Source organism: Thermostichus sp. MS-CIW-23, assembly GCF_054059455.1.
Map to the genome: position 1 here is coordinate 1 of NZ_JBSSCC010000018.1, position 14,027 is coordinate 14,027.

Genomic DNA, 14,027 nt, shown 5'->3' on the forward strand with positions numbered 1-14,027 from the left:
GCGGGATACCGCCATTCTGGTTGGAAACAAACAGAATGCTATCGCTGCATAGTTGAACAGTGATGTTCAGCAGTGTTCAGCGTAAATGTATCAGCGATGCCGCTTGTGGTTGAGGGATGTTCATGGTACGCCGTTTCCCCGTCTGGATTGCTGCTGCCGCCTTGGCAGGAGGGATCGCCTGTACGCAGGCAGCTCCTGTGCAGACTCCTGACCAGGTGGTGAGCACTTTCATCGCTGCTGCCGAGAAGGGGGACTGGGGCACGGCAGACAGCTACCTGACGGAGCGCTTCAGCAATGCCCTCAGGCCGGGATCCCTGCCTTCGATTTGGGGCACGGTGGGGGAGAACGTGCAGGTGCGCAACCAAGAGGTGACCGGGAAGACGGCCTATGTCTGGGTGGAGGGCACCGACTCGCTGGAGGATGCGGCCCAGCGCCTGGGGCTGGATCCCTTGACGTTGCGCAAGTATTTGACCCAGCCGGATCTGGCGGATCCCACCTATCAGCAGTTGGCCCCCCAGTTGGTGGGGATGCGCCTGGAGGGAGAGACGGTAACCTCCCGCGTCAAGATCACCCTCTACCAGCAAGATCGCGGCTGGCGAATTGAAGTGTGGCAGCCGGATAAGCCACCTGCTGCTTCGGGATCCCAGTCGGAAAACCCAGAAGAGACAGAAGCAGCGGATCCCGGTGAAAATTCTGCATCTCCAACCGAGAACCCCTAGGACTGCTACCTGCAGGGAGATTGGGGAGGGTGTGGATGTGAGAGCGTGGTTTTTCTTGGTGCTGGCTCTGCTGCCTCTGGGGGGCTGTTGGCAGGCCAAAACGGCTGAAGAAACGCTGCGGGAGTTTGTCCAGGCGGCCAATGCCCGCGATTTTGCCACCGCAGAAGCCCTGCTCACTCCGCGGCTGCTAAAAGGGATCCCTCCTGGAGCCTTGGATCAATCGTGGCCCTCGGCGGAGGAGTTTACCCTCACCCCCATTCAAGCGGTGGGCAATACAGCCGTTTTCCGGGTGGACTCGATCCTAAAGCCAGAAGCGGTGGTGCCAACGCTTCGCTTCCAGTTCACCGCCGAGGAGCTGCAACGATTTTTAACAGAGCCGGATCGGGAGGATCCCCGGTTTCGCCCTTTTCGCTCTCAGTTGGGCTTCTACGAGCCTTTGCCGGAGGGTCGGCTGCGCGCAGTTATGGAGGTTACCCTCTATCGCCAGGCCCAAGGGTGGCGGGTGGAGTTGGCTCGGCTGCAGCCTTTAAATACAGAGGTTCTCTACGAGCCAATCAAGTTAGCGGAAGAAGCACAGCCTTTCCAACTAACTGGGACGGTGCGGCTGCTCAACCGCAAGGAGGGCTGGATTGGGGTCAACTTGGAGAAAGTCAGTCCCAGCTTGGAGCGCTACGCGGGCACGTGGGTCTCGGTGGTTCCTGCTGAGGAGGTGCAAGTGACTCGCCTTGGCCGCTCTGCCAGCTGGCTGGATCTGCTCCCGGGAGATGTGGTGGAAATGGAAGGCACCGTTCGGTTCGCCGTCAACGTCGATGCGGAAGGATCGATCCCAGCGGCCATTCGGGCCGAGCAAATCAGGGTACTCAAAGCAGACTCAGAGGGATCCGGATCCCAGCCTTAGGTGGGACAGCGTGTGTGGCCATTGCAATTCCAACTGGGACACTGCACCCATACCTCAACCGTTTCTCCCAGAATGAGATAAGGGGGCGTCATAAATTGGGAAGGACAGCTCCTGGGGGAGCAACTCCTGTTAACGCAGAGGAGAGTCCAACAGCACCACCAGCCGCTCTTCCAGGAACTTGAGATTGGCCACCACTTGGTTAAAGGCCTCTTCGGGGGTCCAATCCATGAGATCTACCGCCTTGGCCGCCAGGGCCTGTACAGGAACAGGCTCTTCTCCAAAAACATCGATCAACCAGCGCACCGAGAAGGGATCGATGGTGATGTTGCCCTCGGAGCCGGGCCAGCCGTTGATGTTGACCGGGCCATTGTCGCGGATGGCATTCTCAAAGGCAGCCTTGGCGTTGAGCCTCAGCAGCAGAGGATGCGCCTGTACCAAGCCATTTCTCCATTCCTCGCTGCTGAAGGGTTGAGGAGAAGTCGCTCCGGTGGGGTGGCCACACCAGAAGTCGATCAGGCGGGTCAGGTTAGGAAAGATTAACTCGATAAAGTGCAGCAGCTCCTCTTGGTTGAGCTTTTTGATTTGGCGCAGAGCGTAGGGAACGGGCTTGGTGAGGACTCGCTCCAGCTTCCACTGCTGCCAATTGACCATGCTGATGAACTCCAGCCCGGCTTGGCGGAGCATCTCAAAGACCTGAGGTACGGTAAAGCCTTTGTCGCTGCGCAGCAGGAAGTTGGCCAGGATCCCATTGGTGGTTTTGATGGCATCCCCCTGCCAGTGGCTTTTGACGAAGCTGCCCTCGTGGAGGGCATCCATCACTTCCCTCAAGATGGGAACGGCTTTGGCAGCCGGCTCATCCATCACCCCCAGCAGCTCCATGGCATCCTGCATGTTGAAAATAAACTGGCGCTGGTAAAGGCTGTGGACATTGGTGCGGATGATGCCGTCCGGTTTGAGCACCTGGCGCATGCCTTTCAGCCCTGCCACCGGATCGTCCAGTAGGTAGAGCACATCGTTGCAGGCGATGAAATCGAACTGCTCCCCCAAGGCTTGCAGGTCGGTGATGTCCATCACCTCGAAACGCGCCTCTTTGATCTGGTGGAACTCGAAGCGCTGCCGGGCCATTTTCAGGGATTCTGCCGAGATGTCCACCCCGACGAAGGTGGCACCCGGATTGGCCGTGGCCAGCACGAGGGTCTCCCAGCCGGAGCCACAGCCGGCGTTGAGCATCACTTTGCCCTCGGGCTTGACCACCTTGCGGTTGCGGCGATAGTAAGCGGTGGTGAGGCTGTTGGCAAACAGCGCGAAGTTATCCGTAACCGTCTGCTCAATCGGGACATTCGGGTAGGGAAATTCGTCAAACTGCGCCTGAACCAACTTGGAAGTGGATTGCTCCGGCATAGGGATCCCTGCCTTTCTCAGCTTATCTAGGATTCTAAGGCGATCCCAGCGCTTATCCCAGCCGCTGCTCGGTTTCGGGATCGAACAGGTGGAAGCGATCCATGTCGAAGATCACTTCCGCCCACTGGTTGACGCGCAGCTGGGTACGGGGATCCACGCGGGCAATAAACTCCTGCTCGGCCAGGATCCCCTCTCGGTCGCTGGTGCTGAGATAGAGGATTACTTCATGGCCCACCAGCTCCGTTACCGAGACCTTAGCCCGCACCGGGGCAGGTTGGATCCCTGGGGGTTGGTACTGGGGATCGTGGATGTTTTCCGGGCGGATGCCGAAGATGACCGACTTGCCGACGTATTGCCAATAGGGATCCGCCTGGTGGGGCGGGATGGCCACGCGGAAGGCGCCGGTATCGATCCAGAGGGTGCCCTCCTGCTCCCGCAGCTTGGCCTGGAAGAAATTCATGGCGGGGCTGCCGATGAACCCGGCCACAAACAGGTTGGCCGGGCGGGTGTAGAGGGTGTGGGGGGTATCCACCTGCTGCAGGCGGCCATCCTTCATGACGGCGATGCGGTTGCCCATGGTCATGGCCTCCACCTGGTCGTGGGTGACGTAGATAAAGGTGGTGCCCAGTTGCATGTGCAACTTGCTGATCTCGGCCCGCGCCTGTACCCGCAGCTTGGCATCCAAGTTGGAGAGGGGCTCATCCATCAAAAACACCGCCGGATTGCGCACGATGGCCCGCCCGACGGCAACCCGCTGCCGTTGCCCACCCGAAAGTTCCTTGGGCTTGCGGTTGAGCAAGTGCTCGATCCCAAGGCGCTTGGCCACCCCCCTGACCCGGCTTTCGATCTCCGCCCGTGGCAGGCCGCGCAGCTTGAGGCCAAAGGCCATGTTCTCGGCCACGGTCATGTGGGGGTAGAGGGCATAGGATTGGAAGACCATGGCGATATCCCGATCCTTGGGGGGGACATCGTTCACCACCCGGTCGCCAATGTAGATGGAGCCGGCGCTCACTTCTTCCAAGCCGGCCAGCATGCGCAGGGAGGTGGTTTTGCCGCAGCCGGAGGGGCCGACAAAGACGAGAAATTCCCCGTCTTCGACGGTGATGTTCAGGTCATGGACGGCGGTGGTGTCTCCGTACCGCTTGGTAACGTGTTCGTAGGTAACGCTGGCCATGCTCTCAACCTTGGCTCCGTTGCGCACTCAAACCCTATCCAAACCGGCAGGCAAAAGTCAAATGGGGTTCGGTTTAAGTTCGCTAGGGAAGGCTGGGGATCCCTGCAGCGAACCCGATTTATTCCTGCTTGAAATGAGCGCAAGCTGAAAAACCAAAACGCAAAAAAGGACTAAAAAAGGGTAGGCGATGAGCCTACCCCTATGGGATCTTTTTTCCTCATGGAAAATTGCCTAACCTCAGAGCAGCTTCAGCTACGCCCATCAGGAGACAACGCTCACTTTAACCACTTGGGCTTTTTCAGAGTCTGCCTTGGGCAAGGTGAGGGTGAGGATCCCATCTTTGTATTCGGCTTTCACCTGATCGTGTTTGATCCGGTTCGGCAGTGGGATCACCCGTTGGAAGCGCCCATAACGGAATTCAGTCCGGGTTACCCCTTTGTCTTCAGAGCGCTTCTCAAATCGCCGTTCCCCGGTGATGGAGACCGCTTCGGCTGTCGCTTGGATATCCAAGTCGTTGGGGTTCAAGCCGGGCAGCTCCAGCTTCAGGGTAATGGTTTCGGGATCATCGTGCATCTCCACTGCCGGCATGAAGGCAAAGCCGTCGGCCTCGGTGGTGCGAGGGATCAGCCGGTCGAACATCCGGTTCATTTCCCGTTGAATTTCGTCAATTTCACGAAATGGATCCCAGCGGACAAGAGCCATAGAGCATCCTCCTCCTCTATTACTTTGCTTTTTTGACTTCCAGTTCGAGTTTGGAGCTTAGCTTTTGGGGCTCAACTTTAGAGGTGCAAGCAAAACCTCTATGCTTCTAGTGTAGTCAAATCCGTTCCGGGAAATGTAGGGTTTTCTGGAATGTTTCTTAGGTATTTACCCTACAGGTTTATCTATCCAAAACCCTCTAGGACTCCGTATGTTTGGGGCGGCGATGGGGTTTTGTGGGTAACCACATACTGAGACCGGTGGCCACCATCACCAGCAGCCCCAGTCCGTTTAAGAACGGGTAAACCGCTTGCAGGTCGAGGGGGCCCCACTGCCCTTTGTGGATTTGGATCAGCCAGTAGTAGTCGAAGTTTTCGTTAAGGCGGGCAATTTGATACAGGGATCCCGTTAGCACCGTTACCACCAAAGGCAAGGCCAGGATGGGGGCAAGGGTGCGGTGGATGCGGCGGATCCTCTTTGGATTCAGGGCCATTGAGCTTTCTCCAGGGCAATGGGGCGATCCCCGCCATGCTATCAGGGCAGCTAGCCCCTATTCTCGCTCAAGAACGGCTCCTGGACAGCTCCTCCACGTGCTGCCGCGGGATGACCCGTCCTTCGTCCTCAAAGCCAGGGATCTCGTGGAAGTTGAGGTAGCGGTACAGCTCGCCGGCAAAGGGCTGGATCTTGGTGGAGACGATCTCTCGGTACTCCTCAGGGGTGGGGATCCGGCCCAAAAGGGCGCAGGCGGCGGCCAGCTCGGCGGATCCCAGATAAACCCGCGCGTCTTTGCCCATGCGGTTGTTGAAGTTGCGGGTGGAGGTGGACATGACGGTGGCCCCGTCTTCCACGCGGGCTTGGTTGCCCATACACAAGCTGCATCCCGGCATTTCCGTTCTGGCCCCGGCGGCAGCAAAGATGCCGTATACGCCTTCCGAGCGCAGTTGTGCCTCATCCATGCGGGTGGGCGGACAGATCCAGAATTGGCGCACCTTGGCCCGCCCTTGGCCTTCCAGGATTTTGGCGGCGGCGCGGTAGTGGCCGATGTTGGTCATGCAGGAGCCGATGAAAACTTCGTCAATCTTGATCGGCGTATCGGGGTTGCCGGCGGCGTGTTGGGCATGGACTTCGCTCAGGGTCATCACCTTGTCGGGATCGTTGGGGGCACAGACAATTGGCTCGGTGATGGTGCTGAGGTCGATTTCGATGACTTCGGCGTATTCAGCGTCGGCATCCGCCTCCAGGAGGGCGGGGTTGGCCAGCCAGGCTTCCATTTTGGCGATGCGCCGCAGCAAGGTTCTCGCATCCTGGTAGCCGCGGGCAATCATGTTTTTCAGCAGCACCACGTTGGAGCGCAGATATTCTGAGACCGTCTCGAGGCTCAGCTGGATGGTACAGCCAGCACAGTTGCGCTCTGCCGAGGCATCGGTAAACTCAAAAGCTTGCTCCACCTTCAGATGCGGCAGGCCCTCGATCTCCATGATGCGCCCGGCAAAGACGTTTTTCTTGCCTTTTTTCTCAACGGTGAGCAGCCCCCTCTGAATGGCCACGTAGGGGATGGCATGGACAATGTCCCGCAGGGTGATCCCCGGCTGCAATTCACCTGTAAAGCGCACCAGCACCGACTCCGGCATGTCCAAGGGCATCACCCCCATGGCGGCGGCAAAGGCCACCAGACCGGAGCCTGCCGGGAAGGAGATCCCCAAGGGGAAGCGGGTGTGGGAGTCGCCCCCGGTGCCGACGGTATCCGGCAGGAGCATGCGGTTGAGCCAGGAGTGGATAATGCCATCGCCGGGACGCAGGACAACGCCCCCGCGGGAAGCGAAAAAGTCGGGCAGCTCTTTGTGGATCTGGATGTCCACCGGCTTGGGATAGGCGGCGGTGTGGCAGAAGCTCTGCAGCACCAGGTCGGCGTTGAAGCCCAGACAGGCCAGCTCCTTCAGCTCATCGCGGGTCATGGGGCCGGTGGTGTCCTGGGATCCCACCGTGGTTATCAGGGGTTCGCAGCTTGTGCCCGGGCGCACGCCTGGCAGCCCACAGGCTTTGCCCACGATTTTTTGCGCTAGGGTATAGCCTTTGCCGGTGTCTGCCGGTGGAGTGGGGCGGATAAACAAGGTCGAGGGAGGCAAACCCAAGGCTTGGCGGGTTTTGTCGGTGAGGGCACGGCCAATCAACAGGGGAATACGTCCCCCCGCCCGCACTTCGTCGGGGAGGGTCACGGGCCGCAGGGAAAAGGTGGAGAGAACCTGGCCGGCCTCAGAGCGGATCACGCCTTCGTAGGGGCAAATGGTAACCACCATGCCGGTTTCCAGGCGGGAGACATCGCACTGGATGGGCAAGGCCCCGGCATCTTCGGCGGTGTTGAAGAAGATGGGCGCAATGGTGCCCCCCAGGATCACCCCCCCGGCCCGCTTGTTGGGCACATGGGGAATGTCGTGGCCGATGTGCCAGAGCAGCGAGTTGAGGGCGGATTTGCGGGAGGAGCCGGTGCCCACCACATCCCCCACAAAGGCAACGGGATGGCCGCGGCGCTTTAGCTCGGCAATGGTGACCAGGGATCCCGGAGCGCGGGACTCCAGCATGGCTTGGGCGTGGAGGGGGATATCCGGGCGGGTGGTGGCGTGGGCGGCGGGGGAAAGGTCATCGGTGTTGATCTCGCCGGCAACCTTGAACACTGTTACAGTGATTGCTGCGGCCAGGGGAGCTTTGGCGGTAAACCATTCGCCCTTGGCCCAGGACTCGATCACCTGTTGGGCATAGGCATTGCCGGACTGGCTCAGCTCCAGCACGTCGTGAAAGGCATCGAAAACCAGCAGGGTGTGGCTGAGGGCGCGGGCTGCTGCCGCTGCAATCTCACTCCGGGGATCCCGCAACAGATCCAGCAAAACCTGGACGTTGTAGCCCCCCAGCATGGTGCCCAAGAGCTCCACCGCCCGCAGGGGAGTGATCAACGGGGATTCAACCTCCTCCTTGGCCACAGCGGCCAAAAAGCCCGCTTTCACATAGGCGGCTTCATCGACCCCCGGCGGGACGCGCTCTGTTAAGAGGTGCAACAAAAAGGCTTCTTCGCCAGCAGGCGGGGCCTTCAGCAGCTCGCACACCTGGCTGGTCTGGGCAGCGTTTAAGGGCAGCGGCGGGATCCCTTGGGCCTCGCGGGCAGCGGCGTGTTGGCGGTATTCGGCCAGCATGGGGGTTTAGGCACTCGACGTGGGTATTTATTCTACCGCTAGCTCGGCAGAGGAAAGGTCCTCGAGAAGGGATCCCATTCGCTGGCGGTAACTCAGTTTGGCCTAGGATAGCTCCGCCAACAGCTCTTTTTGGTAAAGGCCAATACAAGCCTGGATCAAGTCGTCCAGCTCCCCATCCAAGATGGGCTGCAGAGGGAAATTCTGGTTGAGGCGGTGGTCGGTAACGCGGTTGTCCTTGTAGTTGTAGGTGCGAATTTTTTCCGAGCGGGATCCCGTTCCCACCTGCATGCGCCGAGCAGAGCTAATGGAGGCCTGTTGCTCCTGCAGCTTCATCTCGTAGAGTTTGGCCCGCAAAATCTGCATGGCCCGCTGGCGGTTCTGCAGCTGGGAACGCTCCTCGGTACAAAACACCCGGATCCCGGTGGGCTTGTGGAGAAGATCCACCGCCGTCTCCACCTTGTTCACGTTTTGGCCGCCTGCCCCCCCAGAACGTGCCGTTTTGATTTCGATGTCTTTCGGGTCGATGACCACCTCCACCTCGTCCACCTCTGGCATCACCGCCACCGTGGCCGTCGAGGTGTGGACACGGCCTTGCGCTTCGGTGACGGGCACCCGCTGCACCCGATGCACGCCAGCTTCAAACTTGAGCTTGCTGTACACCTGATCCCCTTGAATCTCCAGGATCGCCTCTTTGTAGCCCCCCAGCTCTCCTTCCGAGAGGCTCGCCAGACGCACCGACCAGCCCAGCTTTTCGGCGTAGCGGGTGTACATGCGGGCCAGATCCGCCGCCCACAGCGCCGCCTCCTCCCCACCGGTGCCGGCGCGAATCTCCAACATGATGTTCTTGTCGTCGTTGGGATCCCGGGGCAGCAGCAGCAGGGTGAGCTTTTCCTCCAGTTGTTCTTGGCGGGCCCGCAGTTGCTCAAGTTCTGCTCTTGCCATCGCCTCCAGCTCCGGGTCGGAGGCCGATTCCCGCAAAAGTTCTTCCGTCTGTTGCAGATCGCGATTCAGCTTTTGCCAGTCGTGAAAAGCCTGGACGGTGGCCTCCAAGGAGGAGCGGGCCTTGGCAATCCGCTGCAGCTCAGCCGGATCCGTGGCCACGTCCGGATCGGCCAAGCGCACCGTCAGCTCCTGAAAGGTGGCTTCGACATTCTTAAGCTGGTCGATCAGTTGAGCAGAAGCCATAGACTTGCGATACCCAGGAATCCAAGTATTGCCCACACCCAGATGGGGGAACCTCTACTTGGCCTTTTTGCCACCGCTCATGCCGTATTTGCGCATGAACTTCTCCACCCGGCCTTCGCTGTCGATGATCTTCTGGCTGCCGGTGAAAAAGGGATGGTTGCCCGACCAAACATCCACCTTGAGCTCCGGCTTGGTGGATCCCACCGTCATCACCACTTCGCCGTTGCAGATGACTTTGGCTTCTGGATACCACTGCGGGTGCAATCCTTTCTTGGGCATAACCCTTTCCTCCTCTGGGCCTGTTTCTATACCCTTGTCTATCAACATCTTCCTCTAAAAACAACGGCAGGGATCCCTAGCGCTTCGAGTACTGGGGAGCCTTGCGGGCCTTGCGCAGGCCGTATTTCTTCCGCTCCACGGCGCGCGGATCCCGTTTCAGATAACCCTCTACTTTCAAAGGGCCGCGATTGGCCGGATCCACCTCACAGAGGGCGCGCGCCACCCCCAGCTTGATCGCATCCGCCTGGCCGTGAACGCCGCCGCCATGGGCTCGCACCAGGATATCGTAGGAGTTTTCCAGACCAAGGATCTCCAGCGGCCCCTTCACACTGGCCAGCAGGGCTTCTTGATACTGCAGATACTGGTCTCCCGGCCTGTCGTTGATGATGATTTTGCCCGTGCCGGGCACCAGACGCACGCGGGCAACGGCGGTTTTGCGGCGTCCCGTTCCCCAATAAACGGCTCGTTGGCTGCTCGCTTGAGTCATGCTTTGGCTCCTGGGATCGTGTTGAGGGGATAAACTTGGGGCTGCTGGGCCTCATGAGGGTGGTTTGGCCCGACATAAACTTTCAGCTTGGTGAATTGCCGCCGGCCCAAACGGGTGTGGGGCAACATTCCCTTGACCGCTTTTTCCACCACCCGCTCCGGCAGGCGCGCCTGCAGTTGGGCAAAGGTTTCCACTTTCATGCCGCCAGGACGGCCAGAGTGGCGGCGGTAGAGCTTTTGGGTGCGCTTTTTGCCGGTGACCACCACTTTCTCAGCGTTGATCACAATTACATAGTCCCCCGTATCCAGGTGAGGGGTGAAGTCCGGTTTATGCTTACCCCGCAAGAGGGTGGCCACAGCGGCGGCCAAGCGGCCCAGGCGCTGATTGGCAGCATCCACCAGATACCAGCGGGGCGCCAGAGTCTCGGGGTTGGGAAGGGGAGTTTTGTTCATGGCAGCCAAGGAAACATATCAGGACAAGCTTGGAGATCGCCCAGATCAACCGCAGGAATGGGCCAACGCAGCCGGCGACCGGAGGGCGGAGGGAGGCTCTGTGGGCAAGGCCCAAAAGAGCGGCGAGTGGGCGAACTGTTGACCGAAGGGATCCGCAGCATAGCCCACATCCGTCAGGCACAGCCCTTGCGGAGGAGCGCTGTAGCGGGTGCGCATCTGGCTCCAGTCGTTGTGTTGCCACAGGTGGACAAACTGTGCCGGGCTGAGCTGGCCCCGGCCCACCACCTCTAGGGATCCCACCAAGAGCCGCATCATCCGGTAGAGGAAGCCGCTGGCCTGCACCTCGATGCTGATCAAGTCCCCCAGCCGCTGGCAGAGCACCTCCTGCACCTGTACCCGCGAGTGGGGCCGATCCGATCCCCGCCGCCGGAAGGCTTCCAAGCTGTGCTCCCCCAGCAGGGAATTCAGGGCTTCCGCCATCGGCTCCACCTGCAGAGGCCAACGCACTTGCCAGCTAAAGAGGCGCCAGAACACATCCGGTCGCTCCCGGTTCAGGATCAGGTAGCGGTAGCGGCGCCAGCGAGCCGAAAAGCGGGCATGCCAGGAGTCAGGCACTTGAGCAGAAGCCAGCACTACCACATCTTCCGGCAGACAGTCGTTCAGCACCCTCGACCACTCCGCCGCAGGGATGCCGGAGGTGGTGTCGAAGTGGGCCACCTGGCCTGCAGCATGAACCCCCGTATCGGTGCGACCGGCCCCATAGAGGGTTACCGGATGCCCCGCCCGCGACGCAATCGCCTCCTCCAGCACCCCTTGCACGGTACGGCGGGCTGCCTGGCGCTGCCAGCCACAGAACCCGCTGCCGAGGTACTGAATTCTCAGGGCAATGCGACGGTACGGCATGGATCCCTTTCCGCTACACCAGCTCGATGACCGCCATTTCTGCTCCATCCCCCCGCCGATGCACGGTGCGCAGGATGCGGGTGTAGCCACCGGCCCGATCCCGGTAGCGCTCAGGAGCCTGCTCAAACAGGGAGCGCACCAAATCCTTGTCGTAGATATAGGCCAGCGCCTGTCGCCGCGCCGCCAGGGATCCCTCTTTGGCCAGGGTAATCATCTTCTCAGTGGTGGCCCGAATGGCCTTGGCGCGGGCTTTGGTGGTGGTGATCCGCCCTTCCCGCAGCAGAGCCGTGGTCAGCGCCCGCATCAGGGCCTTGCGCTGGTCGGCGGGCTTATTGAGGTGGGGGGTACGACGGCGGTGGCGCATGGTAACCTCTGCCTTTTGTCCTACAGTCTTCGGGGATCCTTGCGTTTTGACGCGGTTGTGCTAGCGGTGCAGATGCTTGAGACGGAACCTAAACTCTAGGCCTTGCCTTTTTCGCGGGTGCGGGGCAGTGTCAGACCAAAGCGGGCTTTCAAAGCCTGCACCACCTCTTCGGCAGACTTCTGGCCAAAGTTTTTGATCTCCAGCAGATCTTCCTCGGTATAGAGCAGCAGATCGGCCACCGTGTTGATCTGAGCTCGCTTCAGACAGTTGTAGGCCCGTACCGAGAGCTGTAGCTCCTCGATGGGGATCTGGTTTTTTTGGTTGTCCTCGGCTGGCTGGGGCGGCACAGGAGCATCGAAGCTGACCTCCTGCAGCGGTGCGAACAAGCCCACCAAAATGCGGGCCGCTTGGCTGAGGGCCTCTTGCGGGGTGAGGCTGCCGTTGGTCCAGATTTCCAATACTAGCCGATCTTTTTCCAGGAATTGGCCCACCCGAGCTGCTTCCACAGCGTAGTTCACCTTGCGCACCGGCATGAAGACAGAGTCGATCTGCAGAAAATCAATCGCCATCGCTTTGCTGTCGGAGTAATCGACGGCGCGGTAGCCATGTCCCCGGCCAATCATGAACTCCATTTCCAAAATCGCCCCTTCCGCCAGGGTGGCAATGTGGTGACGGGGGTTGATCACCTCCACATCGCTGGGCAATTGCAGCTTCTCAGCAGTAACTTCCCCTGGCCCCTGAGCCACCAAACGGCCCACCTGAGTCTCGGGGGAACTGGAGCGCAGCACCAGCTCCTTCATGTTTAGAAGGATCTCCATCACGTCTTCCCGCACCCCCGGCACCGTGGAAAACTCGTGGGTCACCCCGGCAATGCGTACAGCAGTCACCGCCGTCCCCTCCAGATTGGAGAGCAACACCCGCCGCAAAGCGTTGCCCACCGTGATCCCTTGGCCGCGCTCCAGTGGCCCCAGAGCAAATTTGCCGTAGTGAACGCCGTTATCATCCCGATGAGATTCAACACACTCGGTCTGGTAAGCAACAGCGCTTGAGCTCGCTTTGCTGCCGAGAGAGTGGGGGAGGGTTCGGCTGGTTTGAATCGTCATGGTGGCCCCGTCCGTCTGGCTCGATATCCGTTTGGAGAACTGATGAAACTTCGAGGTCATCTCACGCTTGGGCAGACCTGTAGCTCTGGAGAAAACCCCCTACAGACGCTCGACCGGCCCTCAACGCGGGATCCTTCAGACACGCCGCCGCTTGGGAGGACGGCAACCGTTGTGGGGAATGGGGGTAATATCTCGAATCAGAGTAATTTCCAGGCCCGTTGCCTGTAGAGCGCGAATGGCGGTTTCCCGACCGGCTCCCGGCCCGCTCACCATCACTTCGATCTGGCGCATGCCGTTCTCCATGGCTTGACGCGCTGCGCTTTCTGCTGCCATTTGGGCGGCGAAGGGAGTGCCCTTTTTGGCCCCTTTGAAGCCCGTAGAACCTGCCGAGGCCCAAGACACCACATCGCCGTTGGGATCCGTGATGGTGACGATGGTGTTGTTGAAGGTGGACTGAATGTAGGCCACTCCATTGGGGATGTTCTTTTTGACTTTACGTCCGCGCCGTTGCTGCCGAGCCATGATCCAGGTGTCCTTGCAATCGACTGTTTGGGGTTGGGATTCGGGATGGTGGAAGAGTTTTGCCTTCCGCGCAAAGCCGAGCGATTACTTCTTGGCAGGAGCTTTCTTCTTGCCGGCCACCGTCTTCCTGACCCCCTTGCGGGTGCGGGCATTGGTGCGGGTGCGCTGGCCACGCACGGGCAGACCCAGGCGATGGCGACGACCTCGATAGGTGCCGATGTCGATCAGCCGCTTGATGTTCATCGCCTCCTGGCGGCGCAGATCCCCTTCTACCTGGTATTCGCCCTCCACCACCGTCCGTAGGGCGGCCACCTCAGCGTCGGTGAGGTCGCGGGTACGAGTATCCGGATTGATGCCGGTCTTCGCCAAAATTTGGCGGGAGCGGGTTAGCCCAATGCCGTAAATGTAGGTGAGGGCAATCTCCACTCGCTTTTCTCGGGGGATGTCAACTCCCGCAATCCGTGCCATAGTCAGGGGTACCTTTCAAATCAAACCAACTCGAACACACTTGCCCAGTAAGGATTGAGTTGCCTGCCTGAGATGGGATCCTCATTCAGAGAAATGTTGCTGTAGAGATGCCGGTCTTGGGATCCATGCTCACCGAGAGGTCTAGCCGACGTTTTGCTCGGTTGTGTCGGAAGCCTTTGCCTCTGTCT

The 14,027-nt window shown here is 60.0% G+C and carries 16 protein-coding genes; 2 read left to right on the plus strand and 14 right to left on the minus strand.

Annotated elements, in window-relative coordinates:
* Positions 1–122: 122 nt before the first annotated feature.
* Together ACVW0B_RS07915 and ACVW0B_RS07920 are read left to right on the plus strand one after the other, a co-directional pair.
* Positions 123–719, plus strand: coding sequence for a hypothetical protein (locus tag ACVW0B_RS07915; protein ID WP_414426185.1), 597 nt, complete (start codon positions 123–125; stop codon positions 717–719).
* Positions 720–750: 31 nt separating this feature from the next.
* Positions 751–1,617 carry a hypothetical protein gene (locus tag ACVW0B_RS07920; RefSeq protein WP_457491394.1) on the plus strand — a complete coding sequence of 289 codons (867 nt, stop codon included), beginning with the start codon at positions 751–753 and terminating at the stop codon, positions 1,615–1,617.
* 129 nt (positions 1,618–1,746) lie between these two features.
* Here the strand turns inward: ACVW0B_RS07920 and ACVW0B_RS07925 are convergent, their stop codons facing one another.
* The 14 genes from ACVW0B_RS07925 to rpsM all read right to left on the minus strand — a co-directional run bounded on the left by ACVW0B_RS07925 (position 1,747) and on the right by rpsM (position 13,839).
* Positions 1,747–3,018 (minus strand): class I SAM-dependent methyltransferase, encoded by a 1,272-nt coding sequence (locus tag ACVW0B_RS07925; RefSeq protein WP_457491395.1) that lies wholly within the window; start codon positions 3,016–3,018, stop codon positions 1,747–1,749.
* A 52-nt stretch (positions 3,019–3,070) separates the two neighbouring features.
* Positions 3,071–4,192 (minus strand): ABC transporter ATP-binding protein, encoded by a 1,122-nt coding sequence (locus ACVW0B_RS07930; protein ID WP_457491396.1) that lies wholly within the window; start codon positions 4,190–4,192, stop codon positions 3,071–3,073.
* A gap of 261 nt (positions 4,193–4,453) precedes the next feature.
* Complete coding sequence (locus ACVW0B_RS07935) at positions 4,454–4,894, minus strand: Hsp20/alpha crystallin family protein (RefSeq protein WP_011433199.1); 441 nt, start codon at positions 4,892–4,894, stop codon at positions 4,454–4,456.
* A 196-nt stretch (positions 4,895–5,090) separates the two neighbouring features.
* Complete coding sequence (locus tag ACVW0B_RS07940; protein ID WP_414355795.1) at positions 5,091–5,384, minus strand: PepSY domain-containing protein; 294 nt, start codon at positions 5,382–5,384, stop codon at positions 5,091–5,093.
* Positions 5,385–5,451: 67 nt separating this feature from the next.
* The gene (acnB, locus tag ACVW0B_RS07945) at positions 5,452–8,076 is read right to left on the minus strand and encodes a bifunctional aconitate hydratase 2/2-methylisocitrate dehydratase (RefSeq protein ID WP_457491397.1); all 2,625 of its coding nucleotides are present in this window, start codon (positions 8,074–8,076) and stop codon (positions 5,452–5,454) included.
* Positions 8,077–8,178: 102 nt separating this feature from the next.
* Positions 8,179–9,261: a peptide chain release factor 1 gene (gene prfA / locus ACVW0B_RS07950; protein ID WP_011433196.1), complete on the minus strand. Its 1,083-nt coding sequence runs from the start codon at positions 9,259–9,261 to the stop codon at positions 8,179–8,181.
* Between the two features lie 54 nt (positions 9,262–9,315).
* Positions 9,316–9,540 carry a 50S ribosomal protein L31 gene (gene rpmE / locus ACVW0B_RS07955; RefSeq protein ID WP_011433195.1) on the minus strand — a complete coding sequence of 75 codons (225 nt, stop codon included), beginning with the start codon at positions 9,538–9,540 and terminating at the stop codon, positions 9,316–9,318.
* A 76-nt stretch (positions 9,541–9,616) separates the two neighbouring features.
* Entirely contained in the window at positions 9,617–10,027 is a 411-nt protein-coding gene (rpsI, locus tag ACVW0B_RS07960) for a 30S ribosomal protein S9 (protein ID WP_011433194.1), read from the minus strand.
* Positions 10,024–10,479 (minus strand): 50S ribosomal protein L13, encoded by a 456-nt coding sequence (gene rplM, locus ACVW0B_RS07965; RefSeq protein WP_011433193.1) that lies wholly within the window; start codon positions 10,477–10,479, stop codon positions 10,024–10,026. Before rplM ends, rpsI begins: the two co-directional genes overlap by 4 nt.
* Positions 10,480–10,524: 45 nt before the next feature.
* Positions 10,525–11,382, minus strand: a complete 858-nt coding sequence (gene truA, locus ACVW0B_RS07970; RefSeq protein WP_457491398.1) for a tRNA pseudouridine(38-40) synthase TruA — start codon at positions 11,380–11,382, stop codon at positions 10,525–10,527.
* 13 nt (positions 11,383–11,395) lie between these two features.
* Complete coding sequence (rplQ, locus tag ACVW0B_RS07975; protein ID WP_414355790.1) at positions 11,396–11,746, minus strand: 50S ribosomal protein L17; 351 nt, start codon at positions 11,744–11,746, stop codon at positions 11,396–11,398.
* Positions 11,747–11,841: 95 nt separating this feature from the next.
* Positions 11,842–12,849 carry a DNA-directed RNA polymerase subunit alpha gene (locus ACVW0B_RS07980; RefSeq protein WP_457491399.1) on the minus strand — a complete coding sequence of 336 codons (1,008 nt, stop codon included), beginning with the start codon at positions 12,847–12,849 and terminating at the stop codon, positions 11,842–11,844.
* A 135-nt stretch (positions 12,850–12,984) separates the two neighbouring features.
* A complete protein-coding gene (gene rpsK / locus ACVW0B_RS07985; protein ID WP_011433189.1) occupies positions 12,985–13,371 on the minus strand; it encodes a 30S ribosomal protein S11 in 387 nt (128 codons plus the stop codon).
* A gap of 84 nt (positions 13,372–13,455) precedes the next feature.
* The gene (rpsM, locus tag ACVW0B_RS07990) at positions 13,456–13,839 is read right to left on the minus strand and encodes a 30S ribosomal protein S13 (RefSeq protein ID WP_011433188.1); all 384 of its coding nucleotides are present in this window, start codon (positions 13,837–13,839) and stop codon (positions 13,456–13,458) included.
* Between the last annotated feature and the right edge of the window lie 188 nt (positions 13,840–14,027).

Excerpts from the sequence above, each read along its gene's own strand:
- ACVW0B_RS07935 (WP_011433199.1), bottom strand. The coding sequence starts at position 4,894 with ATGGCTCTTGTCCGCTGGGATCCATTTCGTGAAATTGACGAAATTCAA.
- rplQ (WP_414355790.1), bottom strand. The coding sequence starts at position 11,746 with ATGCGCCACCGCCGTCGTACCCCCCACCTCAATAAGCCCGCCGACCAG.
- ACVW0B_RS07940 (WP_414355795.1), bottom strand. The coding sequence starts at position 5,384 with ATGGCCCTGAATCCAAAGAGGATCCGCCGCATCCACCGCACCCTTGCC.
- rplM (WP_011433193.1), bottom strand. The coding sequence starts at position 10,479 with ATGAACAAAACTCCCCTTCCCAACCCCGAGACTCTGGCGCCCCGCTGG.
- prfA (WP_011433196.1), bottom strand. The coding sequence starts at position 9,261 with ATGGCTTCTGCTCAACTGATCGACCAGCTTAAGAATGTCGAAGCCACC.
- rpsK (WP_011433189.1), bottom strand. The coding sequence starts at position 13,371 with ATGGCTCGGCAGCAACGGCGCGGACGTAAAGTCAAAAAGAACATCCCC.
- acnB (WP_457491397.1), bottom strand. The coding sequence starts at position 8,076 with ATGCTGGCCGAATACCGCCAACACGCCGCTGCCCGCGAGGCCCAAGGG.
- ACVW0B_RS07930 (WP_457491396.1), bottom strand. The coding sequence starts at position 4,192 with ATGGCCAGCGTTACCTACGAACACGTTACCAAGCGGTACGGAGACACC.
- ACVW0B_RS07915 (WP_414426185.1), top strand. The coding sequence starts at position 123 with ATGGTACGCCGTTTCCCCGTCTGGATTGCTGCTGCCGCCTTGGCAGGA.
- ACVW0B_RS07980 (WP_457491399.1), bottom strand. The coding sequence starts at position 12,849 with ATGACGATTCAAACCAGCCGAACCCTCCCCCACTCTCTCGGCAGCAAA.
- truA (WP_457491398.1), bottom strand. The coding sequence starts at position 11,382 with ATGCCGTACCGTCGCATTGCCCTGAGAATTCAGTACCTCGGCAGCGGG.
- rpsI (WP_011433194.1), bottom strand. The coding sequence starts at position 10,027 with ATGACTCAAGCGAGCAGCCAACGAGCCGTTTATTGGGGAACGGGACGC.
- ACVW0B_RS07925 (WP_457491395.1), bottom strand. The coding sequence starts at position 3,018 with ATGCCGGAGCAATCCACTTCCAAGTTGGTTCAGGCGCAGTTTGACGAA.
- rpmE (WP_011433195.1), bottom strand. The coding sequence starts at position 9,540 with ATGCCCAAGAAAGGATTGCACCCGCAGTGGTATCCAGAAGCCAAAGTC.
- rpsM (WP_011433188.1), bottom strand. The coding sequence starts at position 13,839 with ATGGCACGGATTGCGGGAGTTGACATCCCCCGAGAAAAGCGAGTGGAG.